Source organism: Luteibacter sp. NPDC031894 (genome assembly GCF_050273135.1).
Taxonomy (GTDB): domain Bacteria; phylum Pseudomonadota; class Gammaproteobacteria; order Xanthomonadales; family Rhodanobacteraceae; genus Luteibacter.
Genome location: NZ_JBNNMV010000006.1, coordinates 158,208 through 182,911 on the forward strand (window position 1 = coordinate 158,208; position 24,704 = coordinate 182,911).

General features: G+C 66.7%; 22 protein-coding genes. 10 read left to right on the forward strand and 12 right to left on the reverse strand.

The window, feature by feature from the left end:
• Positions 1 to 138: 138 nt before the first annotated feature.
• Entirely contained in the window at positions 139 to 1,989 is a 1,851-nt protein-coding gene (locus tag ACQKIE_RS15805; RefSeq protein WP_427460813.1) for a DEAD/DEAH box helicase, read from the forward strand.
• An 82-nt stretch (positions 1,990 to 2,071) separates the two neighbouring features.
• Here ACQKIE_RS15805 and ACQKIE_RS15810 read toward each other — a convergent pair whose 3' ends face one another.
• Positions 2,072 to 2,413, reverse strand: a complete 342-nt coding sequence (locus tag ACQKIE_RS15810) for a YkgJ family cysteine cluster protein (protein WP_427460815.1) — start codon at positions 2,411 to 2,413, stop codon at positions 2,072 to 2,074.
• A 3-nt stretch (positions 2,414 to 2,416) separates the two neighbouring features.
• The gene (gene ypfJ, locus ACQKIE_RS15815) at positions 2,417 to 3,286 is read right to left on the reverse strand and encodes a KPN_02809 family neutral zinc metallopeptidase (protein ID WP_427460817.1); all 870 of its coding nucleotides are present in this window, start codon (positions 3,284 to 3,286) and stop codon (positions 2,417 to 2,419) included.
• Positions 3,287 to 3,386: 100 nt separating this feature from the next.
• Between ypfJ and ACQKIE_RS15820 the strand changes: the two genes are divergently transcribed.
• Positions 3,387 to 3,815, forward strand: a complete 429-nt coding sequence (locus ACQKIE_RS15820) for an MAPEG family protein (protein ID WP_427460819.1) — start codon at positions 3,387 to 3,389, stop codon at positions 3,813 to 3,815.
• Positions 3,816 to 3,874: 59 nt separating this feature from the next.
• On the opposite strand, the gene ACQKIE_RS15825 is transcribed toward ACQKIE_RS15820, so the two are convergent.
• Positions 3,875 to 5,449 (reverse strand): TerC family protein, encoded by a 1,575-nt coding sequence (locus tag ACQKIE_RS15825; protein WP_427460821.1) that lies wholly within the window; start codon positions 5,447 to 5,449, stop codon positions 3,875 to 3,877.
• Between the two features lie 122 nt (positions 5,450 to 5,571).
• On the opposite strand from ACQKIE_RS15825, the gene ACQKIE_RS15830 reads away from it, so the two are divergent.
• Complete coding sequence (locus ACQKIE_RS15830; RefSeq protein WP_427460823.1) at positions 5,572 to 6,351, forward strand: CPBP family intramembrane glutamic endopeptidase; 780 nt, start codon at positions 5,572 to 5,574, stop codon at positions 6,349 to 6,351.
• On the opposite strand, the gene ACQKIE_RS15835 is transcribed toward ACQKIE_RS15830, so the two are convergent.
• On the reverse strand, positions 6,348 to 6,944 hold the full coding sequence (locus ACQKIE_RS15835) for a class I SAM-dependent DNA methyltransferase (RefSeq protein ID WP_427460825.1): 597 nt from the start codon (positions 6,942 to 6,944) through the stop codon (positions 6,348 to 6,350). The two genes, ACQKIE_RS15830 and ACQKIE_RS15835, sit on opposite strands and share 4 nt — an antisense overlap.
• 98 nt (positions 6,945 to 7,042) lie before the next feature.
• Here ACQKIE_RS15835 and ACQKIE_RS15840 point away from each other — a divergent pair, with 98 nt between their 5' ends.
• On the forward strand, positions 7,043 to 7,342 hold the full coding sequence (locus tag ACQKIE_RS15840; protein ID WP_427460827.1) for a hypothetical protein: 300 nt from the start codon (positions 7,043 to 7,045) through the stop codon (positions 7,340 to 7,342).
• Positions 7,343 to 7,348: 6 nt separating this feature from the next.
• Here ACQKIE_RS15840 and ACQKIE_RS15845 read toward each other — a convergent pair whose 3' ends face one another.
• From ACQKIE_RS15845 to ACQKIE_RS15855, 3 genes are all read right to left on the reverse strand, one after another.
• Complete coding sequence (locus tag ACQKIE_RS15845; protein ID WP_427460829.1) at positions 7,349 to 9,145, reverse strand: glycoside hydrolase family 15 protein; 1,797 nt, start codon at positions 9,143 to 9,145, stop codon at positions 7,349 to 7,351.
• A gap of 96 nt (positions 9,146 to 9,241) precedes the next feature.
• Complete coding sequence (locus ACQKIE_RS15850) at positions 9,242 to 11,473, reverse strand: DUF5916 domain-containing protein (RefSeq protein ID WP_427460830.1); 2,232 nt, start codon at positions 11,471 to 11,473, stop codon at positions 9,242 to 9,244.
• An 81-nt stretch (positions 11,474 to 11,554) separates the two neighbouring features.
• Positions 11,555 to 12,442, reverse strand: a complete 888-nt coding sequence (locus tag ACQKIE_RS15855) for a LysR family transcriptional regulator (protein WP_427460832.1) — start codon at positions 12,440 to 12,442, stop codon at positions 11,555 to 11,557.
• Between the two features lie 100 nt (positions 12,443 to 12,542).
• On the opposite strand from ACQKIE_RS15855, the gene ACQKIE_RS15860 reads away from it, so the two are divergent.
• Positions 12,543 to 13,961 (forward strand): aldehyde dehydrogenase family protein, encoded by a 1,419-nt coding sequence (locus ACQKIE_RS15860; RefSeq protein ID WP_427460834.1) that lies wholly within the window; start codon positions 12,543 to 12,545, stop codon positions 13,959 to 13,961.
• A 57-nt stretch (positions 13,962 to 14,018) separates the two neighbouring features.
• Complete coding sequence (locus tag ACQKIE_RS15865; protein WP_427460836.1) at positions 14,019 to 14,930, forward strand: peptidylprolyl isomerase; 912 nt, start codon at positions 14,019 to 14,021, stop codon at positions 14,928 to 14,930.
• 126 nt (positions 14,931 to 15,056) lie between these two features.
• Here the strand turns inward: ACQKIE_RS15865 and ACQKIE_RS15870 are convergent, their stop codons facing one another.
• The 4 genes from ACQKIE_RS15870 to ACQKIE_RS15885 all read right to left on the reverse strand — a co-directional run bounded on the left by ACQKIE_RS15870 (position 15,057) and on the right by ACQKIE_RS15885 (position 21,216).
• Positions 15,057 to 15,881 (reverse strand): DUF3014 domain-containing protein, encoded by an 825-nt coding sequence (locus ACQKIE_RS15870; protein ID WP_427460838.1) that lies wholly within the window; start codon positions 15,879 to 15,881, stop codon positions 15,057 to 15,059.
• 55 nt (positions 15,882 to 15,936) lie between these two features.
• Entirely contained in the window at positions 15,937 to 16,704 is a 768-nt protein-coding gene (locus tag ACQKIE_RS15875) for an SGNH/GDSL hydrolase family protein (RefSeq protein WP_427460840.1), read from the reverse strand.
• Between the two features lie 80 nt (positions 16,705 to 16,784).
• Positions 16,785 to 20,237, reverse strand: a complete 3,453-nt coding sequence (locus ACQKIE_RS15880; protein WP_427460842.1) for a methylmalonyl-CoA mutase family protein — start codon at positions 20,235 to 20,237, stop codon at positions 16,785 to 16,787.
• A gap of 109 nt (positions 20,238 to 20,346) precedes the next feature.
• Complete coding sequence (locus ACQKIE_RS15885) at positions 20,347 to 21,216, reverse strand: alpha/beta fold hydrolase (protein ID WP_427460844.1); 870 nt, start codon at positions 21,214 to 21,216, stop codon at positions 20,347 to 20,349.
• Between the two features lie 154 nt (positions 21,217 to 21,370).
• Here ACQKIE_RS15885 and ACQKIE_RS15890 point away from each other — a divergent pair, with 154 nt between their 5' ends.
• Both ACQKIE_RS15890 and ACQKIE_RS15895 read left to right on the forward strand, forming a co-directional pair.
• Positions 21,371 to 21,709: a YXWGXW repeat-containing protein gene (locus ACQKIE_RS15890; RefSeq protein WP_427460846.1), complete on the forward strand. Its 339-nt coding sequence runs from the start codon at positions 21,371 to 21,373 to the stop codon at positions 21,707 to 21,709.
• Between the two features lie 187 nt (positions 21,710 to 21,896).
• Positions 21,897 to 23,000: a Glu/Leu/Phe/Val dehydrogenase dimerization domain-containing protein gene (locus tag ACQKIE_RS15895; protein WP_427460848.1), complete on the forward strand. Its 1,104-nt coding sequence runs from the start codon at positions 21,897 to 21,899 to the stop codon at positions 22,998 to 23,000.
• A 66-nt stretch (positions 23,001 to 23,066) separates the two neighbouring features.
• On the opposite strand, the gene ACQKIE_RS15900 is transcribed toward ACQKIE_RS15895, so the two are convergent.
• Entirely contained in the window at positions 23,067 to 23,195 is a 129-nt protein-coding gene (locus tag ACQKIE_RS15900; RefSeq protein WP_427460850.1) for a hypothetical protein, read from the reverse strand.
• Positions 23,196 to 23,616: 421 nt separating this feature from the next.
• Between ACQKIE_RS15900 and ACQKIE_RS15905 the strand changes: the two genes are divergently transcribed.
• Positions 23,617 to 23,886, forward strand: coding sequence for an acyl carrier protein (locus tag ACQKIE_RS15905; protein ID WP_427460852.1), 270 nt, complete (start codon positions 23,617 to 23,619; stop codon positions 23,884 to 23,886).
• A gap of 8 nt (positions 23,887 to 23,894) precedes the next feature.
• Positions 23,895 to 24,680, forward strand: coding sequence for a glycosyltransferase family 2 protein (locus ACQKIE_RS15910; RefSeq protein ID WP_427460854.1), 786 nt, complete (start codon positions 23,895 to 23,897; stop codon positions 24,678 to 24,680).
• Positions 24,681 to 24,704 lie beyond the last annotated feature (24 nt).

A 24,704-nucleotide genomic window follows, 5' to 3' on the forward strand; every position in this document is an offset into this window, starting at 1 on the left:
CTTACGAAAAGCTGACCGAAGAGTGTAGCGCCGACGCGACATGCGACCACCGCCCACGGCGAAGCGCTTCCATCGCTGCTACAATAGGCGTACTGCCCGGCGCCGAATGTCGCCGCCGCGCCCCTCCCTGAGGTCGCCATGTCATCCCCCGATACCGAATCCGCTCCGGCCCTGCCCGGTTTCAGCGCGCTTGCCCTCGACGCCAACGTCGTGCGCGCGCTGACCGAGGTGGGCTATGAAACCCCCTCCCCCATCCAGGCCGCCACCATCCCGGCCTTGCTCGAAGGCCGCGACGTGATCGGCCAGGCGCAGACCGGCACCGGCAAGACCGCCGCGTTCGCGCTGCCCATCCTGTCACGCATCGACCTGAAGCCCGGCAACAAGCCGCAGGCGCTCGTCCTCGCGCCGACGCGCGAGCTGGCGATCCAGGTCGCGGAAGCCTTCCAGAAGTACGCCACCTACCTGCCCGGCTTCCAGGTGCTGCCGATCTATGGCGGCCAGAGCTACGGCCCGCAGTTGCAGGGCCTGAAGCGCGGCGCGCAGGTGATCGTCGGTACGCCGGGCCGCGTCATCGACCACCTCGACAAGGGCACGCTGGATCTTTCCGGCCTGCGCTTCATGGTGCTCGACGAAGCGGACGAAATGCTTCGCATGGGCTTCATCGACGACGTCGAGAAACTGCTCCAGGCCACGCCCGCCGGTCGCCAGGTGGCGCTGTTCTCCGCGACCATGCCGGCGCCCATCCGCCGCATCGCGCAGACGTACCTGAAGGACCCGTCCGAGGTCACGATCAAGAACAAGACCACCACCGCGGCGAACATCCGCCAGCGCTACTGGTGGGTCAGCGGCGTGCACAAGCTCGATGCGCTCACGCGCATCCTCGAGGCCGAGAGCTTCGATGCGATGATCGTCTTCGCGCGCACCAAGTCGGCGACGGAAGAACTCGCCAGCAAGTTGCAGGCGCGCGGCTTCGCGGCTGCCGCCATCAACGGCGACATCGCCCAGGCACAGCGCGAGCGCGTGATCGACCAGCTCAAGACGGGCAAGCTCGACATCCTGATCGCCACCGACGTCGCCGCGCGCGGCCTCGACGTGGAGCGCATCAGCCACGTGCTCAATTACGACATCCCGCACGACACCGAGTCGTACGTGCACCGCATCGGCCGCACCGGTCGCGCGGGCCGCAGTGGCGAGGCGATTCTCTTCGTCACGCCGCGAGAGAAGAACCTGCTCCGCCAGATCGAACGCGCCACGCGCCAGCCCATCGAACAGATGCAGCTGCCCACGATCGAAGCGGTGAACGACACCCGCGTGAACAAGTTCAACCAGCGCATCACCGATACGCTGGCCACGGGCGACCTGGGCCTGTTCCAGCAGCTGGTGGAGAAGTTCGAGCAGGAGCACAACGTGCCGGCGATCGAGATCGCGGCCGCGCTCGCGCGCATCGCCCAGGGCGAGCAGCCGTTGCTGCTCGAACCGCCGGCCAAGCGTGAATACACCGAGCGTCCGCCCCGCGAGTACGACCGCGAACGGCCGCAGCGCGATTTCGATCGCGACCGTTCGCCCCGTGACGGCGGCGACTTCAGCGACCGTCGTCCCGTTCGCGAAGGCATGCGCCAGCCGCGTCCGCACGTCACCGAGAACGGCAAGCGCACCTACCGCATCGAAGTCGGCCACGAGCACGGCGTGAAGCCGGGCAACATCGTGGGCGCCATCGCCAACGAAGGTGGCGTCGAGGCGAAGTTCATCGGTCGCGTCAGCATCCGCGACGACTACAGCCTGATCGACCTTCCGGACGGCATGCCCGCGGAGACGTTCAACCACCTGAAGAAGGTGTGGGTCGCGCAGCAGCAGCTGAAGATCCGCGAATGGGACGGCACGGAGGCTCCGCAGAGCGGTGCCCCGGCGCAACGCCCGCGCGGTAACTTCCGCCCGTCGGGCCCGCGCCCGAGCGGTGGCAAGCCGCCACGTCGCAAGCGCGATTCCTAAAAAATGTGGGAGCCGCTATAGCGGCGAGAAGCCCACGAAGCGATGAAGCGGCAAGGGTGGATTCCCTCGCCGCTATCGGCTCCTACAGGAAGTCCTCGGGCGTCAGCGGCTGCATGCCGTGTCGCAGGCGGGCCTTGTCGCATTGCGGGCTCGGCGTGCCGTCTTCCCACGCCGGCTTCAGGTCGTGGCAGGGCGACGGCCGCACGTCGTAGACGCCGCAGTGCGCGGCGACACCCACCTCGCCCACGAGCGACTTGCAGCGCGGCTCATACGCGTTCGTGCCGTGCATCGCCACGCGATGCGGGTCGAGGTGTTCGGTGAGCGCGGCCGGCGTGATCCCGCCGGCCGTGTCGGTTTCAAGCCAATGGAAGGCGACGCGATAGGTCGCGCAGCATGCGCCGCAGCGCAGGCAGGGATGTGTCATGGGTCAGATCGGGCCCGAGAACGTGTTGCACTTGCCGACATCGCCGCTATCCAGCCCGGTGCGGAACCAGCGCACGCGCTGCGCCGACGTGCCGTGGGTGAAGGAATCCGGGACCACCCTGCCCTGGGACTGTTCCTGCAATGCGTCGTCGCCGATGGCGGTCGCCGCGTTGATCGCCGACTCGATGTCGCCTTCCTGCAGCCAATGCTGCCGCTGCTGCGAGTGGTTGGCCCACACCCCCGCAAAGCAATCGGCCTGCAGTTCCTGGCGCACGGAAAGACCGGATGCGCCTTCCAGGCTCGCACCGCGCCGTCGCGCATCGCTCACCTTATCGAACACGCCGACGAGGTTTTGCACGTGGTGGCCCACCTCGTGCGCGATGACATAGGCACGAGCGAAGTCGCCCGACTCGCGAAAGCGCGCCTGCATCTCCTGGAAGAAGCCAAGGTCGAGGTAGACCTTGTGATCGCCCGGGCAATAGAACGGACCGACAGCCGACGACGCGGATCCGCAAGCCGTGCGCACGCCGTTGCGGAACAGCACGAGCTTCGGCTGCTCGTATTGCTGTCCGTTGGCCGCGAATATTTCGCCCCATGTGTCCTCGGTCTCGCCCAAGATCGCACGTACGAAGTCCACCTGCGGGTCATTCGCCGCCGCCTGGTGCGGCGCCTGCTGGGTTTGCGGTGCCTGCGCGGCACCGGGATCGCCCTGGCCCAGCAGCGCCGTGGGGTCCTTGAAGAACACCAGGCCGAGGATCGCCAGGATGACGATGCCGCCCAGGCCCAGGCCGCGGCCCCCGAAGGATGGCCCGCCGCCACGCCCTGCGCCGGCGTCTTCCACGTTGTCGCTTCTACGGCCTTTCTGCCAGAGCATGGCCCATCCTCCCGTTAGGCGTCCCAAGCGAGACGCGGTAAACATGATCGCATGGACGGTTGCCGGTAGAATCCGCGGTCAAGTCGTCCCCGGATCCGCCATGACCAGCCAGCTCCCCGCCGTCGTCACCCTGTTGACCCTGCTCCTGATGTTCGCCACGGTCTGGATGGTAGGCCGTGCCCGTGAACGTTATGGCATCAAGGCGCCGTCCATCTCGGGCGACCCCGCCTTCGAGCGGGCCTGGCGGGTGCAGATGAACACGCTCGAGAACGCCGTGATGTTCATCCCGGCGCTGTGGCTGGCGTCGCAGTACGTCGACCCGCTGTGGGCGGGCATTGCCGGACTGGTCTGGCTGGCCGGACGCGTGTGGTACGCGCTGGCCTACCTGCGCGACCCGACGCGCCGCGGTCCCGGCTACATCGTCTCGATGCTCGCCTGGGCCGTACTCATGCTGATGGCGGCCGGCGGCATCGGCATGGCCATCATGGAGAACAACGCGACGCCCGCGGAAGACGCCACGGGCGCGTGACCGGAAAGCGTCGGTTCAAGGCGCGCCCTTCCACGCTGTAGCTCGGTGGGCCCCGCCGGTCAGTCTTCGGCGCGGGCAAGTGCCATCACGCGCACGCGCTGGATGCGTGCGCCCTCCATCGCGGTGACCTCGAACGAGAGCCCGTCGGTCACGAAGCGATCGCCGGCGCTGGGCAGGCGGCCTAGCTGCTGGAGGACGAAGCCTGCAAGGGTGGAGAAGCTGGCATCCGCCGCGCCTGGCAGGCGGTGGCCGAGCAGGTGCTCCACGCGACGTGCGTCGAGGCTGGCGTCGAGCAGCCAGGCGCCGTCCGGCTCGCTGACGGCGGACGGATCGCCCTCGCGGGTCTCGTTCGGGAATTCCCCCGCGATCACCTCCAGCACGTCGGCCGGCGTCACCAGGCCAAGGATGCTGCCGTACTCGTCCACGACCAGCGCCACCTGGAGCGGCGCGCGACGGAACTCGTCGATCAGGCGGAGGACACTCAGCGACTCCAGCACCGTGATCGGCTTGCGGACGAAGCGTTCGGTGTCGAGGCGACCGTGGTCGTTGAGGCTGGCAAGCAGGTCGCGCGAGGACACCACGCCGACCAGCGCATCGAGGTCGCCGCGCGCCACCAGCATCCAGTGGTGCGACGACTCACGTGCCTCGCTGAAGAGGACCGAAAGATCCTCGTCGGGATCGACCCAGACGATCTCGGTGCGGGGCGTCATGATCGAGCGGACCGGCCGCTGCGACAGGTCGAGCACGCCCTGGACCATCTCCAGTTCGTCCTTGCCGAAGATCGCCGTCTCCGCGGGTTCCGGCACGGCCTCGCCCTTGCCGGCATCGGACTCGTCGTCCGCCTTGCCGCCGAGCAGGCGCAAAACCGCCTTCGCTGTTCGGTCGCGCATGAGGCGGCCCCCGACCAGGAGCGAACGGCGCCGATTGCGCCGCAACGTCTGGTTGAACACCTCGATCATGATCGAGAAACCAATGGCGGCGTACAGGTAACCCTTGGGTATGTGGAAGCCGAAGCCTTCCGCGATGAGACTGAAACCGATCATCAGCAGGAAGGACAGGCAGAGGATGATCACCGTCGGCCGCGCGTTGACGAACACCGTGAGCGGCTTGCTCGCCGTGATCATCAGGGCCATGGCGACGACGACGCCGATCATCATGATCGACAGGTGGTCGACCATGCCCACGGCGGTGATCACCGAGTCGAGCGAGAAGACGGCGTCGAGGACGACGATCTGCGCCACCACCAGCCAGAAGCTGGCCCGGCGCCGCTGCTCGCCCTCGTCGTGCTCGGAGGCCTCGAGCCGCTCGTGCAGTTCGAGCGTGGCCTTGAACAACAAGAACGCGCCGCCGACGATCAGGATCAGGTCGCGCCAGGACAAGCCGAAGCCGCGCCACTCGAACAGCGGCCGCGTGAGTGTCACAAGCCAGGACATGGCGGCGAGCAGGCACAGGCGCATGATCAGCGCGAGACCGAGGCCCATGAGGCGCGCGTGGTCGCGCTGGCGGGCGTGGAGCTTGTCGGCGAGGATCGCGACGAAGACGAGATTGTCGATACCGAGCACGATCTCCAGCACGATCAACGTGAGAAGACCCGCCCAGGCCGAAGGGTCGGCTAGCCAGTCGAATGCGAACATGGGACGGCGCGTCGTGGCGCCACGTTTCCTCCTCTAGGGACGGTCAACTATACAGGGCGACCGTGACCGCCTGTGCCGGAAGCGTCGTTGCGGGCCTCGCGGTCCGTCGGCTAGGGTGCCGCATGACCCACGACTACCTTCCTTCCTCCCCCTCGCCCGCCACGGAGACGGCCTCGCGCCCACCGGGCGTCGTCGAGACGATCCTCTGCATCGCGGCCTATTTCGCCATGCAGTTCGCCTTTGCCGGGCTGTTCGGCGGCATCTCGATGCAGCTGGCCCGGACGTTCCCGGATACGGTGCCCCAGGCTCCCGACCGGCTGATCGTGGTGGTGATCCTCACGGTGATCTGCTCCGCCTTCCTCGTCTCCTGGCTGCTGGTCCGGCGCTGGGGGCCGGGGCGCGCCATGGACCCCGGTCCCGCGGGACTGGGCTTCACCGCGCCTCCCGGGCGCTTCATCGCCTTGGGGACGGCGTTGGGCATCGCCGCTCCGGTCATCGGCGGACTGCTGACCCAGTTCCTGGCCGGCGAGCACGCCGTGAGCCAGGCGGTGAGCGATATCGCCGACAAGGCCCACGTCGGCATGCGCGTGGCGCTGTTGCCTGTGGTGGTCCTCATCGGCCCCGCCGTCGAGGAACTGCTGTTCCGGGGCGCCCTGCTCTCCATCCTGCGCACCCGCCTGGGTGACGGCTGGGCCATCGGCCTCTCGGCGGTTATCTTCGGCACGGTGCACCTGCCCGACCTGGCCTGGCTTTGGTACGCGGTGCCGAACCTGGTTCTGGTGGGCCTGTTCTGTGCCTGGCTGCGCGTGCGCAGCGGCTCGATCTGGCCCTCCTTCGTCGCCCACGCCGCCAACAACGCGCTGGCGACCATCGCCTGGTTCACGGCGACGGCTGCCTCCTAGAGGCGCTCGAGCGAGGCGACGTGGCGCGCCAGCCGGGGGCTGGCATAACACTGGGAGCCGACAGGGATCAGTCCTGCGTCGGCGAACGCCTCGCGGTACCAGCGAGCCGGCCGTCCGAAGAATCCTTCGCGGTCGCCGCCCGGATCGTCCTCGCGGGTGTATACCTCGAGAAAAGCCAGGCCCTCGACCATTTCCCCGATGCCCGACAGGCCCGCCTTGATCTCGGCAGGCTTCAGGTAGTGCAGCACGTCGGTGCAGACGATGAGGTCGAAGCGTTCGTCGAAGCGGAGTTCGGCCAGTTGTCCAAAGCGCGCATAGCCGATGTTGCGCGAGCGGCCGTAGCGCGCCACGGCGTACTCGCTGGCTTCGAGGCCCCGGTACGCGATGCCCGGCCGCAGGCGACGGAGTTCGGCGCGCCACGGCGCCTCGCCGCAGCCCACGTCGAGGACGTTCCGCACCGGGCGACCGAGGTAGAACTCGGCCTGGCCGAGCACCATCGCCACCTTGCGCCGGAGCTCGGCGGGCGAACGCACCGCGTGCCCGGCGCTGCGGTACCACTTGTCGAAGTAGGCCTGGTCGTAGGTCTTTGGCATGGGCGCGGCCGTCGAAAACGACCATGGTAGCCGCGGCGTACACTTCCGGCATACATGCCGCGCGCCAGCATCGACAGCCACCCGCCAAGGAGGATTCCATGCCCCGCATCCAGCTCCGCATCACCGGCGACCGCGACGTGTTCGACGATGTCATGACCGCCATCCACGGCATCGACAGGATCGAGCGGGTCGAGGAAGTCGACGACTTCATGAGCGACTTCCGCGACGATTCGAGTTCGCAGAACCTCTCGGACGACATGAGTTCGAGGACCTACACCCTCGAAGTGGAGGTTCCCAATGACAAGATCGGCGAACGCGTCCGCGAGATCGCCGAGGAGACGGCCGGCACCCGTGAGGCGGCGATCGAGTTCATCGGCCCCGACGAGAACGAGGTCTGACGGCCACTAAGGCTGCCAGACCTCACCCTGCGGACTGGAAAGGCGCCGGTCGAGGTAGTACGCGGCGCTGATGAAGGCCAGGTGGGTGAGCGCCTGGGGAAAGTTTCCCAAAGGCTCTGCCCGGACACTCAGTTCCTCGGAAAACAGGCCGAGGTGATTCGCGTAGTGAACGCCCCGCGCCATCACGTCGCGGGCCTCCTCGAGGCGGCCCGCGCGAGCGAGGCATTCGACGTACCAGAACGTGCACGTGGTGAATGCGCCCTCACCGCCTTCGAGGCCGTCCGCGTTGCGGTAACGGAAGACCATGCCGTCGTCGGTGAGTTGCTCGCCAATCGCGTCCAGTGTCTTCAACCACACCGGATCGGTGGCGGAAACGAAGCGTACGAGCGGCATCATGAGTGCCGCGGCGTCCAGGTCGCGGCCTCCCTTGGTCTGGACGAAGTAGCCATGCTCCGGGTGACGGAAGTTCGTCCAGATGTCATCCGAAATGCGATCGCGTTCCGTCGCCCATTCGACGACGGTTCCTGGCAGCGAGCGCTTGCGTGCGAGGCGCACCGCGCGATCGAGCGCCACCCAGCACATCAGGCGCGAGTGCAGGAAATGACGCGGCTTGTCGCGCACTTCCCACATCCCTTCATCGGCGTCGCGCCAGTGCGCGCATACGTGGTCGACAAGACGCTTCACGTGCGCCCACCCGGCATGGCTGATCGCTCTTCCATACTTGTTCGACAGGTAGATGCTGTCGAGCAGTTCGCCGAAGATGTCCAACTGCGTCTGCGACCGGGCGGCGTTGCCGATGCGCACCGGTCGCGAACCGGCATAACCGGCAAGGTGGTCCAGCGTCGATTCCTTCAGTGCCTCGCTCCCGTCGAGCGCGTATGTGACGCGTAGCGCCGCGCCGTCCGCGAGCTCCATGAACCGTTCTTCAGACCATTGGCGGAAGTGCTCCGCCTCATCCACGTAGCCCAGGCGCATGAAGGCGTAAACGGTGAACGACGCGTCGCGCATCCAGCTCGCGCGGTAGTCCCAGTTGCGTGAAGCACCGGTCGCCTCCGGCAGGCCGAAGGTCCCGGCGGCGGCGATCGAACCATGCTCGTGCGAGACGAGCAGCTTGAGTACGAGGGCGGAGCGATCCACGTGTTCCCGCCAGCGCCCGCGATAGTTCGACCGGCGTGTCCAGCGGCGCCAGGCGTCGGCCGTGGCCTCCAGTGCAGCAGCACACTCCCTGGCATCCAGCGGATCGCATTCCTCGTCGCACACCACGAACCACGCGCTGTCGCCGACCGTTAGCTCGAACTCCGCGCGCGCCTCGCCGTCGTCCGTTACGAGGGGCACCGACGCGCCAAGGCGCAGGGAGTGCGCCCCATCGTGGAACACGACGGTATCGCCGTATTCCTGGGCTTCGGGTGTGCGGGACGCGTAATCGAGCCGCGGCCGGCAACAGGCGCGCACCTTTACCTTTCCCCGCGACACGCGAACGCATCGAACGAGACTGCGTGGAAGGCGCACGCCCGCCTCCGGATGCGGCATGAAATCCGTGAGTTCCACGCTGCCGTCGTCGGCCATCCAGCGGGTGACCAGCACGTTCGTCTCTGGAATGTAGAGCTGGATGCGGCGCGCGTCCTCGAGCACCGGGGTGATCGAAAACTCGCCGCCTTTCTCGGGATCCAGGAGTGCCGCGAAAACCGACGGACTATCCAGGTGCGGCCAGCACAGGAAATCGATCGTGCCGTCGCTCGCGACGAGCGCGATGGTGTCCTGGTTCCCGATGACACCGTGCTCGCCGATGCTGCGCCCCGGCACGGGGTTTTCTCGATGTGGCACAAGGCTCTCCGCGGACCGTCCTTGTCCGGAGGAATGCCATAGGCGATGTGAAGCCGGGCTCTACTTTTCCTGGCGTCAGAATTCGAGGCGGTAGGCCACTTTGACCAGTCCCTCGTTCACGTCCTTCAGGCTGAAGCCCTGGCGGAACTGCGAGCCCACATCGTCATCCGTGTCGTCGACGTAACCGCCGCGGTTATAGACGATGTAGAGGTCGGACAACGGCGCGATCTCGTAGCGATAGCGGATCTGGAAGCCCAGGTTGGCCACGCCGAGGCCGTCCACCGGTTCGTCGCTGTGGACGGTGCCGCCGCTCGGGGTCACCTCGAGCGTGTCGCGCAGCTTCGCGCCCACTGCCAGCGTCTGCAGCTTCACCCGCAGTTCCTGCCGGTTGCTGAGGTTCCAGTTCAGGCCGCTGTCGATGCCGACGGTGCGCCCGTCGTAGGAACCCAGCAGGTTGTCGTGTCCCTGCCAGATCAGCCAGTTCGGGGTCCACTCGTAGCTGCTGCCGAAGAACACGCTGAAAGCGTCGGTGATGAAGTACGTGGGCGTGAACTTGAAGTAGTAGCCGAGGCGGTGGTAGCCGGTGAGCTGGTTGCCGGTGACATAGCCTTCGGCCTCCCACGCCCAGCGGCCGACGCGTGGGCGCGTACGGTCGTACATCAGCTTTGCGGTGGGCGGCGTGTGCAGCGGATGTCCGCCGCGGGTGAGCAAGTCGTCGAAGGCGGCGGTGAACGCATCCAGCCGCCACTCTTCCTCGCCGCCGTCCCGGCGCCGGCTGTCACGCACGATGCGGAAGCGGCGGCTGATGGCGAGGCCCTGGGTGTTGTTCGCGCCAGAGATGCGGTACTGCCACATGTGCGAGGTGTACGCCGAGTCGGCGGGCAGCCCCGTCAGGCGACGCCGCACCTCCCAGTGCAGGTATTCCATGTTGTTGCGCGGCAGGTAGCCGAAGTCGTCGATGTCCAGCCGGCGGCCGAAGTACATGCCCAACCACTGCTGCGCCCAGACGTCGTTCATCTGCCAATACGCGATGCTGGTCGCGCCGAGGCCTGACGTGTCCGCGTTCGGCTGGTCGATCTTGCTGCCCACCACGTTGCTGGTGATGGTGAAGTCCGCGTTGGGCTGCCAGCGGTGGTCGAAGCCGAGCACGTTCGCATCGCGATCGAGGTACGGATGGTTCACTCGCGTGGCGAGCATGCCGAACGTCTGCGTACCGACGTTCTGGCTCAGCCGGAAGGCACCGAAGCTGCGTCCCGCGTCACCCTTCTCCTGCGCCGTGAGGATGCCGTAGTTCGTCGAACCGACGCTGCCGTTGACCTTCACCGCCGCCGAGATGTCGGCCGGGCCGTGACCGTCGTCCGATTCGCCCCCGACCCGCCGCGTATAGACGAGCTGCGAATAATCGTCCAGGAGGCTGAAGTCGAAGATGCCCTGGTTCTCGGTGAAGAACGGGCGCTTGTCGGTGAAGAAGGTTTCCTCGGGGGAGAAGTTGACGACCAGATCGTCGCTCTCCACCTGGCCGAAATCGGGATTGATCGTGGCCGTGAGCTGGGTCTGGCCGTTGGGCTTCCAGAGAATGTCGGCACCCTGTTCGAACGACGCGCCGCCGTTGGCGCGATCGACCCTGCCCACCACGTACGGCGTCACGGCGAACAGCGACTGCGAATACGCCGGTAGCTGCACGCGCTGGAAACTGGAAAGGAAACGCCCCTGGTCGAAAGTGATCGTCGGCCATCCCATGCGTTCGCCGGTGCTGCCGACCACGCGATCGATGTAGAGACCGATGGTGCGCTCGCCGCCATCCGCCTTGCGCATCGGTGCGATGTACCAGGGGATCAGCACCTCGACGGAATAGCCCTCGGCGTCCTCGCTCACGGCATGGTCCCAACGGCCGTCCCAGTCGTAGCTGAAGTCGGACTCGTTCGTGATCACTTCGTCCGCGATACCGCCCTGCGACTTCACCTCGAAGTCGTAGCCGACGCGGCCGTCGCCGTTGAAGTCGACCATCACGTTGACGCGATCGACCAGGGCATTCTCGTCCCGGCGGGTCTGCTGGCGCGATCGCGTTCCGTCGTCCGGCTGCGTGGCCCGGATCGCCACGGCGAGGCCTTTGGGTGTCGACAGGATCCACGCCTCGGTCGGCCGGCTACCGGGCTTCCCGGTCAACGGCTGTGTCTGCCGGAAGTCGACGATGTGTTTCGCGCCTGCCCATTCCGCGGGATCGATGTGCCCGTCGATCGTCACCTCGGCGTACGCGGGAGCGACGACGAGGCCCAGGAGGGCGGCAAGGATGGAGCGAGAACGCATGGTGGGTCCGGGGACGTGGGAACTTGCGGTAAGGATGCCTGCCGAACCGGAAAGGTTTGCCATGACCCTTGGCCCATGCGCTCAGCCCGTCTCCCTGATCAGCTCGGCCAGGGCCCGCAAAGGCGCGGGCACGTGCCGCCTGCCGGGATAGTAGAGGCACAATCGATCGAACGGCGGCGTCCACTCCTCCAATACGCGCTCGAGCGTCCCCGCGGCCAGGGAGTCGGTCACGTGGAATTCGGCAAGGTAGGTGATGCCGAGCCCCGCCAGTGCCGCTTCGAGCATGAGGCGCGGTTCGTCCAGCGTCAGCGGACCGCGGACGTCGACCGCCAACGATTCCCCGCGGCGTGCGAAGTCCCAGCGATAGATATGACCGGCCGGCATGCGCGCCCGGATGCACGCGTGCTGCATCAGATCCGTCGGCGCGACAGGCCTGCCGTGCCGTGCGAAATAATCGGGCGAGCCGACCACGGCAAAGCGGATCGGCGGTCCGAACGGCACGGCGACCATGTCGCCAGGCACGATGTCGGTGGTGCGAAAGCCTGCGTCGAACCCTTCGCGCACGATGTCGATCAAGCGTTCCTCGGTGACCAGATCCAGGTGCACGCCCGGGTACTTCCTGAGGTACGGGACCAGGTACGGGCGCATGACGAGTTGGGCCGCGCCCGCCGACGCATTGAGCCGCAGCGTCCCCGTCGGGGCGCCGCCCTCCTCGCTGGCGCGCTCCAGTGCGCCACGGATGTCCGCCATGGCCGGTCCGACCTCCGCCACGAACCGCTCGCCGGCCTCGGTCAGGCGGACGCTGCGAGTGGTGCGGTGGAAGAGCCGCGTGCCGACGCGCGCTTCGAGCGCCGCCACCGACTGGCTGACGGCAGAGGTCGAGACTTCCAGGGCTGCGGCGGCCGCGCGGAAGCTGCCGAGGCGAGCCACGGCCAGCACGGCCTCCAGTTCGGTGAGCCCGGACCGCATTATCCGCTCCTGCTTAACAAGTCATTCTCGCTTGTCCTTCTTATCAGACTAATCGCCCGGCCGCATCCTTCGGGACACCTCCCTCCCGAAGGACACCCTCGTGCACACCATCGAACACATCTACGTCGACGGCGCCTTTGCCGTTCCGCATGGCCAGGAGCGCTTCGAACTCTTCAATCCGGCCACCGAGGACGTCATCGGCACGGTGCGCCTGGCCGACGCGGAGGACGCCCGTCGGGCGATCGCCGCCGCGAAGCGCGCCTTCGCCACGTTCTCGAAGACCGGTATCGACGAGCGGATCGCCCTGCTCCAACGCATGCACGACGCCGTACTGGCCCGCGAAGCGGACCTGTTTGACGCCATCCGCGAGGAATACGGTGCGCCCGTATCGCGGGGCCGCTGGATGGCCCGGCATGCCGCCGACGTGTTCGCCGAAGCCATCGACACGCTACGCGCCTTCGACTTCGAGCGGCGGATGGGCTCCGCCGATGTCGTCATGCAGCCGGTCGGCGTGGCCGGCCTCATCACGCCCTGGAACAGCAATGCCGGCTTCATCTGCGGCAAGCTGGCCGCGGCCATCGCCGCGGGCTGCACGGCGGTCATCAAGCCGAGCGAGATGAGCGCGTTGCAGACGAGGATCGTCACGGAAGCGCTGCACGAAGCGGGCGCGCCGGCGGGCGTGTTCAACATCGTCACGGGTCGTGGCTACGTCGTAGGCGCGGAGATCGTCGCCAGCCCCGACATCGCGAAAATCTCCTTCACTGGTTCGACGGCCGTGGGTAAAGGCATCGTCCGCGCCAGCGCGGATACGCTGAAGCGCGTCACGCTCGAACTGGGCGGCAAGTCGCCGAGCGTGATCCTCGACGACGCGGATTTTTCCAAGGCCGTGCCGCTCGCGATCGCGGCGGGCTTCATGAACAGCGGCCAGGCGTGCATCGCCGGCACGCGCATCCTCGTGCCGCGTGCGCGGTTGGGCGAGTTCGAGGCCTTGGCGAAGGCGACCGTCGAGGCCGTCGTCTCTGGCGATCCCGCCGACCCCTCCACCGACGTCGGCCCTATGGTCAGCGCGAAGCAGTGGGAGCGCGTCCAGGGCTATATCCGCAAGGGCATCGACGAAGGCGCGCGCCTGCTTGCCGGCGGCGAGGGGCGGCCGGATGGGCATGCGCGCGGATGGCTGGTACGCCCCACCCTGTTCACCGACGTGCGCAACGACATGACCATCGCCCGCGAGGAAATTTTTGGGCCGGTCCTTTCGGCCATCGCCTATGACGACGAGGAAGAGGCGATCGCGATCGCCAACGACACGTCCTATGGCTTGCAGGCCTATGTGCACGCCACGGACGAGGCCCGCGCGCGCCGGGTGGCGTCGCGAATCGACGCGGGGCGTGTGCTGGTCAACACGCTTGCGCACGAACCGAAGGCGCCCTTCGGCGGGTTCAAGCAATCGGGCCTGGGACGCGAGCATGGACGCTTCGGCCTGGAAGCCTACCTGGAGCCAAAGGCCGTGCTCGGCCTCTAGGACTCCTTGCCCACGCTCTGCTAACGTCCCCGGAGTCAACACGCCCCAGGGGATCCCATGCTCGCACGTACCTGCCTCGCGCTCGCCCTCCTCCTCGCCCTGCCTGCGGTCGCGGACGAGGCGAAGAAAACGCCCACGCCGAAGGAACTGCTGGCGAAGTCGGCGCCCGCCGAGTGGCGCACGCCCGATCCGCAGAACCTCGTCTATATGGACCTGCCCCAGGGCCGCGTCATCATCGAGCTCGCCCAGGACTGGTCGCCGCTGCACGCGGCGAACATCCGCACGATGATCCGCGAGCATTACTTCGACGGTACGCAGGTCATCCGCGTGCAGGACAACTTCGTCACCCAATGGGGCGATCCCGACGGCGACGACAAGAAGAAGGCCAAGAGCCTTGGCACGGCCAAGGAAACCCTCGCGCCGGAGTTCACGCGAAAGGGCGGCAAGTCCTACCCCTTTACCAAGTTGCCCGATGGCGATGTGTATGCACCGGAAGTGGGCTTCTCGGATGGCTTCCCGGTCGCGCGCGACGGCAAGGGCGAAGCCTGGATCACTCATTGCTACGGCACCGTGGGTGTCGCGCGCGACACGGGCGCGGAGAGCGGCAACGGCAGCTCGCTGTACGCCATCATCGGCCAGGCGCCGCGCAACCTGGACCGCAACCTCGCCGTGGCCGGCAAGGTCATCAAGGGCATGGAGATCCTTTCGGCCTATCCGCGTGGCGGCGAACCGATGGGCTTCTACGACAAGCCCGAACAGCGCGTGACGATCAAGAGCGTCCGTCTCGCGGCCGACGTGCCCGAAGCGGAACGCACCCCGATCCAGGTCCTACGCACCGACAGCAAGACCTTCGCCGCCGTGGTCGACGCCAAGCGCAACCGCCGCGACGACTTCTACACCCGTCCGGCGGGCAAGATCGACCTGTGCAACATCAATGTTCCGGTGCGCGATCCGTCGAAGAAGCTCTGATTTCGTCGTCAGGGCGCGGACCGGTGGGAGCCGACCCAGTCGGCGATCGGGGGCTGCGGCGAGCTTCCATCGCCGACAGGGTCGGCTCCCACCAAGCACGCACGGGTCTAATCGAACATGCCGTTTCTACTTCACGGTTGAGGGCGCATCGGCCACGATGGCCTCGCGCAACGCGCGCAGCTTCGTCTTGAGCTTCGCCTCGTTCGCGGAGCCCACGCGGATCATGAACTTCTGCCCCACCGAAAGCTGCTCGTAGTTCGGATCGGCGTACACGTAGCCTTCCTTCGCGGGTATCAGCTGCAACGTTCCCTTGGGTTCCGGCGCGGCCAGCAAGTGGTCGATCACTTCAATCAAGCGGTCGTTGAAATAACCACCCGTGCCGAGATCGCGGTACGCGGCCTGGAAAAGCGGGTAGTTGCGCTTGTACCAGCCGGCGGCCGCCTTGGGATTCACCCTATCGGCGACGTACATGTACGTGTCGTAGCGCGCCAGGTTCTTCTTCGACTCCACGAACATGCCGTCGTCGGACTGCACCTGGAAGCGCCCCGTGGGCGTGCGCAACGGCACGATGTTCATGCCGATGGTGCGCTTGGGCAGCGCGTCGATCGTGGAAACCATGCGCGAGACGATCGCCTGCGGCTTCAGCAGTGACTTGAGCGCGTCGTCGCTCGTGAGGGCCATGAGGCCGGCCAACACCGCGTCGTCGCTCTGGTCCAGCGCCGGCAGGCCCGCCGTCGATCCGCTGGCGGGTCCGATCGGGTGCTGCGGCAGCGCCGCATCGCGCACGGTGCCGGCATGGGCGGGTGCGGAGGAATTCGTCGCCGCGAACGGAGGCGCACCCGCCTTGTCCCGCGCCAATTTCTCGCGGTACATGAAGATCCCGACCACGACGGCGATCGCCACGACCAGGACTCCCGCGACCCACTTCGAACCCGACGACTGACTGCTCAACGTACCGCTCCCACGAAAACCAAGCCCCCATGGGACTACGAACCGGTGGTCGAGTTCAAATCCCGCCGGCAAGCTCGGGAACGATGCCAGCGGGAACGAGGCACGTCCGCGGCGTCAGCGAGGGGTCGATATGCAGGACGCCATTCGGGCGCGGGGCCCGATAGTGCACTTCGCCCGCGACGCAAGGCACGGCCGTCGGCGTCACGTCGAACAGGGCGCCCCAAATCCGGAGTACCATCATTGCCGTGGTCGCATAGCCCGGATGCTGGCCGTCCGCGTGCGTCCAGGCCTCTCCGGGATGCGCGAGCATCAGCCTGCGGCGTGGTTCCGCGATCTGGATATACGTTGCCTGGCTGGCCTTCGCAATCGCGCGCTCACCAAACTCGAGCGCTCTGTTCGCTTCCCTGTCCCATTGCCACGTGCCGAGATAGAAGACGCGCGCTCCGCCGGCACGGGCCATTCGAGCCAGCTCCTTCGCGGATTGCATGGCGGGAAGTCCGAAGCCCGACTTTTGCTGGCAGGACGCAGGACAGAAGGCATCGCCGCCCCGCTCCTGCAGGATCACATCCGTGTATCCGCCCTTCGCAAGCGTGTAGGCGATAAGCGGGTCCCGCACGGCGTCCGCCAGCGACGCGCCGCCACTGGCGATCATGTCTACCTCGAGCCGCGTTCCTTCCGGTGCCAAGGATGCAAATGCATTGGGAAGGTCGTTGACATAGGTGATGCTGTTGCCGATGAAGAGCACCCGGCGCGTGCCTTGACCTGCCTGAGCCGCGGCAACCGTGCACAGACCCAGGAAGAGGACGGCGATGAAACGGCGCATAGGAGTTCCCGAGGGCCTCGAGTCGCCAGCCCCAGAATTCGCAGGGGCGGCGTGCGGATCGCATTGAGCCGTGCGAGCCTTTACATGTTCCGGCGATATTCGCCGCCCACGTCATAAAGCGCGTGGCTGATCTGCCCCAGGGAGTTGTGCTGCACGGCTTCCATCAGCTGCTCGAACACGTTGCGTCGGTCTCGAGCGGTCTTCTGCAAGACCGTGAGGCTGTCGGGCGCGAGGCCGTTGCGGGCCTTGCCGTAGAGCAGGACGTTCTCGATCTGCTGGCCCTTCTCTTCTTCCGTGGAACGGATCAGCTCGATTTCGGTGGCGATCTCGCCGCCGTGGTCCTTGGGCAGGAAGGTGTTGACGCCGATGAGCGGGAGCGAGCCATCGTGCTTCTTGTGCTCGTAGTACATCGACTCTTCCTGGATCTTGCCGCGCTGGTACATCGTGTCCATCGCGCCGAGCACGCCGCCGCGCTCGCTGATCGCCTCGAACTCCTTGTAGACGGCTTCTTCCACCAGGTCGGTGAGTTCGTCGACGATGAAGCTGCCTTGCCACGGGTTCTCGTTGAAGTTGAGGCCCAGCTCGCGATTGATGATGAGCTGGATCGCCACCGCGCGACGCACGCTCTCCTCGGTCGGCGTGGTGATCGCTTCGTCATAGGCGTTCGTGTGCAGGCTGTTGCAGTTGTCGAACAGCGCGTACAGGGCCTGCAACGTGGTGCGAATGTCGTTGAACTGGATCTCCTGCGCGTGCAGCGAACGGCCGGACGTCTGGATGTGGTACTTCAGCATCTGGCTGCGCGGGCTGGCGCCGTAGCGCTCGCGCATGGCGCGTGCCCATATGCGGCGGGCCACGCGGCCGATCACCGTGTATTCCGGGTCCATACCGTTGGAGAAAAAGAACGACAGGTTCGGCGCGAAGTCGTCGATCTTCATGCCACGCGCGAGGTAATACTCGACGATGGTGAAGCCGTTCGACAGCGTGAAGGCCAGCTGGCTGATCGGATTCGCGCCGGCTTCGGCGATGTGGTAGCCGGAGATCGACACCGAATAGAAGTTGCGTACCTTGTGGTCGACGAAGTACTGCTGGATGTCGCCCATCATGCGCAGCGCGAACTCGGTGCTGAAGATGCAGGTGTTCTGCGCCTGGTCTTCCTTCAGGATGTCGGCCTGCACGGTGCCACGGACCGTCGCCAGGGTGTATTCCTTGATGCGGGCATAGGTCTCCGCGTCGACCACTTCTTCGCCCGAGACGCCGAGCAGCCCGAGGCCCAGGCCGTCGTTGCCCTTCGGCAGGTCACCGTTGTAGCGCGGGCGGTTACCGTCCGGATACAGCTCCGCGATGCGTGCGTTCGCCTTCTCCCAGCGCGCGGCGTCCTCGTTGAGGTACTTCTCTACGTTCTGGTCGATCGCCGTGTTCATGAACATGGCGAGGATGATCGGCGCCGGACCGTTGATCGTCATCGACACCGAGGTCGAGGGTGCGGACAGGTCGAAGCCGGAGTAAAGCTTCTTCATGTCGTCCAACGTGGCGATGGACACGCCGGAATTGCCGATCTTGCCGTAGATGTCGGGGCGCGGCGCGGGATCTTCGCCGTACAGCGTCACCGAATCGAACGCCGTGGAAAGGCGCGCGGCGCCGCCCCCCAGCGAGAGGTAGTGGAAGCGACGGTTGGTGCGTTCCGGCGTGCCCTCGCCGGCGAACATGCGCGTCGGATCCTCGCCAGCCCGGCGGTATGGGAAGACGCCGCCGGTGTACGGGTAGTGGCCCGGCAGGTTCTCGCGCATGAGGAAGGACAGCAACTCGCCCCAATCCTTCGTCTTCGGCGGCGACACCTTCGGGATCTTCTGGTGGCTCAGCGACTCGCGGTAGTTCTCCACGCGAATGACCTTGTCGCGCACCTTGTACTCGTTGAACTCCGCGGTGACTGACTCGAAGCGGCCTGGCCATTCGCGCAGCAGGTGGATGGCCTCGCTGGAAAGCTCGCGCACGGCCTCGTTGTAGCGCTGGCGCAGCGTGATGAGCGAACGGTCGCCGTGCACCGTGAGAAGCGCATGGTCATAGAGGTCGAACGCGCGCGGCAGCGCCTCGTCACCAATGTCCTTCAGCGATTCGTAGTAGTGCTGCGCCTTGCTCGCCGCCGCGGCCTGGGTGGCGATCGTGGCATTCACGCCGCGGCCCTGCTCCGCAATCTCCGCGAGGTAACGCACGCGATTGCCGGGGATGAGCACGGTGGCGCGCGGCTCGCGCAGGCTGGTGTCGAGGTCGGGCGTCCACGTCGCCTCGGGCAGCGAGAGCTTCTCGCGCAGCAGGCGGCAGAGGTTGTCGAACATCCAGGTGACGCCAGGATCGTTGAACTGGCTGGCGATGGTCGGATAAACCGGCACCTTCTCATCGGCCAGCTGGAACGCGGCGCGGTTGCGCTTCCACTGTTTGCGCACGTCGCGCAGCGCGTCCTCGGCGCCGCGCTTGTCGAACTTGTTCAGCACCACGAGCTCCGCGAAGTCGAGCATGTCGATCTTCTCGAGCTGGCTGGCGGCGCCGTATTCGCTGGTCATGACATAGACCGGGAAGTCGACGAGGTCGACGATCTCCGAGTCGCTCTGGCCGATGCCAGCGGTTTCCACGATGACCAGGTCGTACGCCTGCGCCTTGAGGAAGTCGATGCAGTCGTGCAGCACGATCGACGTGGCCGCGTGCTGGCGGCGCGTGGCCATGGAACGCATGTAGACGCGCGGGCTGCGCAGCGAGTTCATGCGGATGCGGTCGCCGAGCAAGGCGCCGCCACTGCGACGACGGGTCGGGTCGACCGCGAGCACGGCGATGCGCATGGCCGGGAAGGCATGGAGGAAGCGCAGCAGCAACTCGTCCACGACGGACGACTTGCCCGCGCCACCGGTGCCGGTAAGGCCCAGCACCGGCGTCTTGCCACCGGCGAGCTTCCACTCCCTGCGCAGGCGGGCCAGTTCCTCGTCGCCCAGCAGGTCTTCCTCGATCGCCGACAGCATGGCGCCGATGGAGATTTCGTCGTCCACCGAGGCGGCCTGAGGCGCCACTTCCACGCGCTGGTCAGCGGCGGCACGGGTGCGCGACATCACGTCCTCGATCATCTCCACGAGGCCGAGCTTCATGCCGTCGTTCGGATGGTAGATCCGCTCCACGCCATACGCCTGGAGCTCCCTGATCTCTTCCGGCGTGATCGTGCCGCCGCCACCGCCGAACACGCGCACATGGCCCGCCCCGCGCTCGCGCAGCATGTCGACCATGTACTTGAAGTACTCCACGTGGCCGCCCTGGTACGAGGACAGCGCGATGGCGTCGGCGTCTTCCTGCAGCGCGGCGCGCACGACGTCTTCCACCGACCGGTTGTGACCGAGGTGGATCACTTCGGCGCCCTGGCTCTGGATGATCCGGCGCATGATGTTGATGGCCGCGTCGTGCCCGTCGAACAGGCTCGCCGCCGTGACGAAGCGCAGCGGCGTCGACTCCGCGTCCGTGTTGCTGGCGGGAATGTGCTTGGGCTGCGAACTCATGGGAACTCCGGGGACGATCGAACGACGGGTGGGCAGTTCCCGATTCTACTGCGGCGACGCCGGTGCCCTTTGGTGCAGTGCAGCGTACCGTTGTGCGTCCCCTTGCGGGTCACGCGCCTGCGAGGAACGTCAGCGCCGCCTCCCTCACTCGTGCATCGTCCACGACGGCACGGTGACCCAAGCCATTCGTTTCCATGAAGGTCGCGCCGGGCCAGAGATCCATGTACATGCGCGCTTCGTCGACCGGCACCTCGGGATCGCCGCGATCGTGCACCACCAGCAAGGGCTGGGTCCGCTTCGACGCGTACCTGGCGATGTGCAGGTCGTCGATCGCCACGCCGGTTCGCTGCGCCAACACCTCGTGCAGTGCCGGCCGCAGATGTTCGCCCAGCCGGACGAAACGGGCGAAACGACGCGTGGCGCCTTGCACGTCTGCCGCCGCACCGATCAACACGACGCGTTTCGTCGTCCAGCCATCGTCCAGCGCGAGCGCCACGGCCGCGCCGCCGAGCGAATGCGCGACGACGCCCTCCGGATCGCCGTAATGGCACGCGACGGCACCGACGGTGCGGGCAAAGTCGGGCAACGTGCACAGGTCGCCGCCGCTTCTCCCGTGGCCGGGCTGGTCGAACGCCACCGCCGCCCAGCCCTTCGCTAGAACCTGCGGCACCCAGCTTTCCCAACGCAGTCCGAGGCTGGACCAGCCGTGCGCGAAGAGGATGTATGGCTGTTTGGCCGGATCTCCCCAGACGTAGGTGGCGATCGGCGAGCCGCCGACATCGATCGCCGCCTCCCGCGCCGTGGTGGACGTGAGGGCGTGCGCGGCGCGCACGCGACTGCTCGGCAAGGGGGTTTGGAAGATACGTGCGGCATGCGCCACGGTGCGGGCCGGCGCCAGGCGGCTTCCGACGCGGTAGGCGAGGCGGAGCGCGAGGATGGTCGCAACGGTACGGATGCCGAAGCGGCGAGCTGGTTTCATCGATCGGATCGGCGGCAGGTCGGGAGGCGGAGTATCCCGCAACCGCCTGCCTGGCGAACCTGAACGCACGATGCGGGCAGCGGTCAACCCGCCCGCAGGAGCCTGCGTTCTGGCGCACGAACCCGCATCCACGCGGAGTCCCAAGGAGACAGCTATGAGCCTGACCCGCACCCTCGCCGCCGTGGCCGCCCTGGGCTTGGCCGTCGGCGCCGCGAGCTATACCCCGCCCGCCGCCGCGCGGGAGTATGTCTCGGTCACCGTGGGCACCCGACCGCCCCCGCCGCGCTTCGAGCGCGTGCCGCCGCCGCGCGCGGGCTATGCCTGGGCACCGGGCTACTGGAACTGGGCTCGCGGCCGCTACGTCTGGGTCGGCGGCCACTGGTACGCCCCGCGGCCGGGATACGTCTACCGCGCCCCGGCATGGCGCCCGTACGGCCATGGCTGGCGCTTCGAGCGGGAGACCTGGCACCGCGATCGCCGCTGGCACCGATAGCCCTTGCTGCGGCGCACCTACACGGAGCCCCGCAAGGGTTTAAACTAGGCAGCTGACACGACATATCGCCCCCGCCTGCAAGGTTGGGGCGATTTTTTTGGACGGTCACATTCCACCGGGGGTCCCCACCGCCGGTTTTCACCTGAAGGGCGGCCCCGACGCCGCTTGTAACTGGAGTTTGCGTTCGATGATTTTCGAAACCATCGCCAACACGGGCCACGAAGAAGTCGTCTTCTGCCATAACAAGGACGCGGGCCTGAAGGCCATCATCGCGATCCACAACACCGTGCTCGGCCCGTCGCTGGGCGGTCTGCGCATGTGGCCCTACAAGACCGAGCAGGACGCCGTGAACGACGTGCTGCGCCTGTCGCGTGGCATGACCTACAAGAACGCGGTGGCCGGCCTGAACCTCGGCGGCGGCAAGGCCGTGATCATCGGCGATCCCTCCAAGGACAAGTCCGAAGCGCTGTTCCGCGCTTTCGGCCGCTTCGTGAACTCCCTCAACGGCCGGTACATCACGGCCGAGGACGTCGGCATCGACGTCAACGACATGGAATACGTCTTCCGCGAGACCGAGTACGTCACGGGCGTGCACCAGGTCCACGGCGGCTCGGGCGATCCCTCCCCGTTCACCGCCTTCGGCACGCTGCAGGGCCTGATGGCCGCGCTGCAGCACAAGCACGGCAACGAGGACGTGGGCAAGTACAGCTACGCCGTGCAGGGCTGCGGCCACGTGGGCAGCGAGTTCATCAAGCTGCTCCGCGAGCAGGGCGCGAAGGTCTTCGTCACCGACATCAACAAGGACGCCGTGCAGCGCTGCGTCGACGAACTCGGTTGCGAAGCCGTGGGCCTCGACGAGATCTACGACGTGGACGCCGATGTTTATAGCCCGTGCGCCCTCGGCGGCACGGTCAACGAGCAGACCATCGACCGCATCAAGGCGAAGATCATCTGCGGTGCGGCCAACAACCAGCTGGCCACCGACGCGATCGGCGACGAACTCGCCCGCCGCGACGTGCTCTACGCTCCGGACTACGCCGTCAACGCCGGTGGCGTGATGAACGTCTCGCTGGAAATCGATGGTTACAACCGCGAGCGCGCCATGCGCATGATGCGCACGATCTACTACAACGTGGGTCGCATCTTCGAAATCTCGTCGCGAGACAAGATCCCCACCTACAAGGCGGCGGACCGCATGGCCGAGGAGCGCATCAGCGCCATCGGCAAGATCCGCCTGCCGCACATGGGCAACGGCGCACCGCGTTTCCAGGGCCGCATGCGCGGTCAGTAATCGCGTCTGGGATGCTGCAAGAAGCCGCCGGCGCCCCCGGCGGCTTTTTTGTTTCGGCGCGCTGGTTCAGCGCAGCGCGACGACGGCCTGCGTCGCGATCGAGGTCTGCGACGTGACCATCGCGCCCAGGGTCAGCAGGCAGGTCAGGACGGCGGCGACGAAGAAGGTCTTCAGCATGGCGGCTTCGTACTTCATGGTGTGTCTCCTCGGACAATGATGGAAGGGGTCTCGGGAGGTATGTCGCAAGAGGCGTGCCAACTACCGGAATGCCTTGTACAGCGCATTGCAGAGCCATCTCGCGCGATGGCCCGCGCAGCGCCTATCTGTCCGCGGACGCCGCGACCGTTCCGTCCGGACAGTGTCCGGCATCGTCCGGTGATCGTTGTCCATGCTGAACCGGAGCATTGTTCCGGAGCGTGATCTGTTACAATTTCTCCACCCAAGGGATCTTGTAAGGCTTTGCCTACGCGGTGCTTTTGGGCCAGGGGAGCCGCCCACGGGGCGGAGACAACCAGAGCCTTTCCGATCACCTTCGTCGCCTCGGTGATGACGCACGGCACCCTTCAGCGAAAGGGGCCTGCCGGCCATCCGGGGATGAAATGGACTTAACCGAGCTATGAGCGCGATCCCAGCCGAAACCTTCACTTCCGACGATGTCCTCGCTCGCCTTCGGTCGGTCCTGCACGAGACCTTCGAAATCGACCCGGCCAAGGTGACTCCGGAAGCCAACCTCTTCACCGACCTGGAACTGGACAGCATCGACGCGATCGATCTCGCGATCCAGGTGCAGGACATGACGGGGACCCGGATCAAGCCGGAAGACTTCAAGAGCGTGCGTACGGTGGGCGACGTGGTCGCCACCGTGCAGGCATTGCTCACCCGCTGAGCGGACCGATGGCGGGCAGGCCCGGACCGCGTGACGCCGCGGCGCGACCTTTCGCGCCTTGCGCCGTCGTACCCGTCTACAACCATGGCCGCACCGCGGGCGCGACAGCCGACGCCCTCGCCGCGCATGGCCTTCCCGTGTTCCTGGTGGACGATGGTTCGAACGCGGAAACGCGTGACGCGCTCGACCGTCTGGTGGCCGGGCGGGACGACCTGCACCTGATTCGGCTGCCGAGGAACGGCGGCAAGGGCACCGCGCTTACCGCCGGATTCCTCGCCGCGCACGAGGCCGGCTTCAGCCATGTGTTGCAGATCGATGCCGACGGCCAGCACGACACGGCGGACGTGCCACGCTTCCTGGAGGCAGGCCGCGCCGCGCCAGCAGCGATGGTGTGTGGCCGCCCGATCTACGACGACTCCGTGCCGCGTGCGCGGCTCTATGGCCGATACCTCACCCACGCCTTCGTGTGGCTGGAGACGTTGTCCTTCGACATCGACGACTCGATGTGCGGATACCGGCTTTATCCGCTCGACGAGACGCGTGCGGAGATCGCCCGCAAGCCACTGCCCGCACGCATGGACTTCGACACAGAGATCGCCGTGCGCCTCTACTGGCGCGGCGTGCCCGTGCGCAACCTCCCCACCCGCGTGATCTACCCGGAAGACGGCCTCTCGCACTTCCGCATGTGGCGCGACAACGCGCGCATCACCGCCATGCACACGCGCCTCGTGCTCGGCATGTTGCCTCGCGCGCCACGCCTGCTCCTGCGCAGGTTCGATCGCCGGCATCCATGACGCGCCCCGTAGCAAAGACCGATG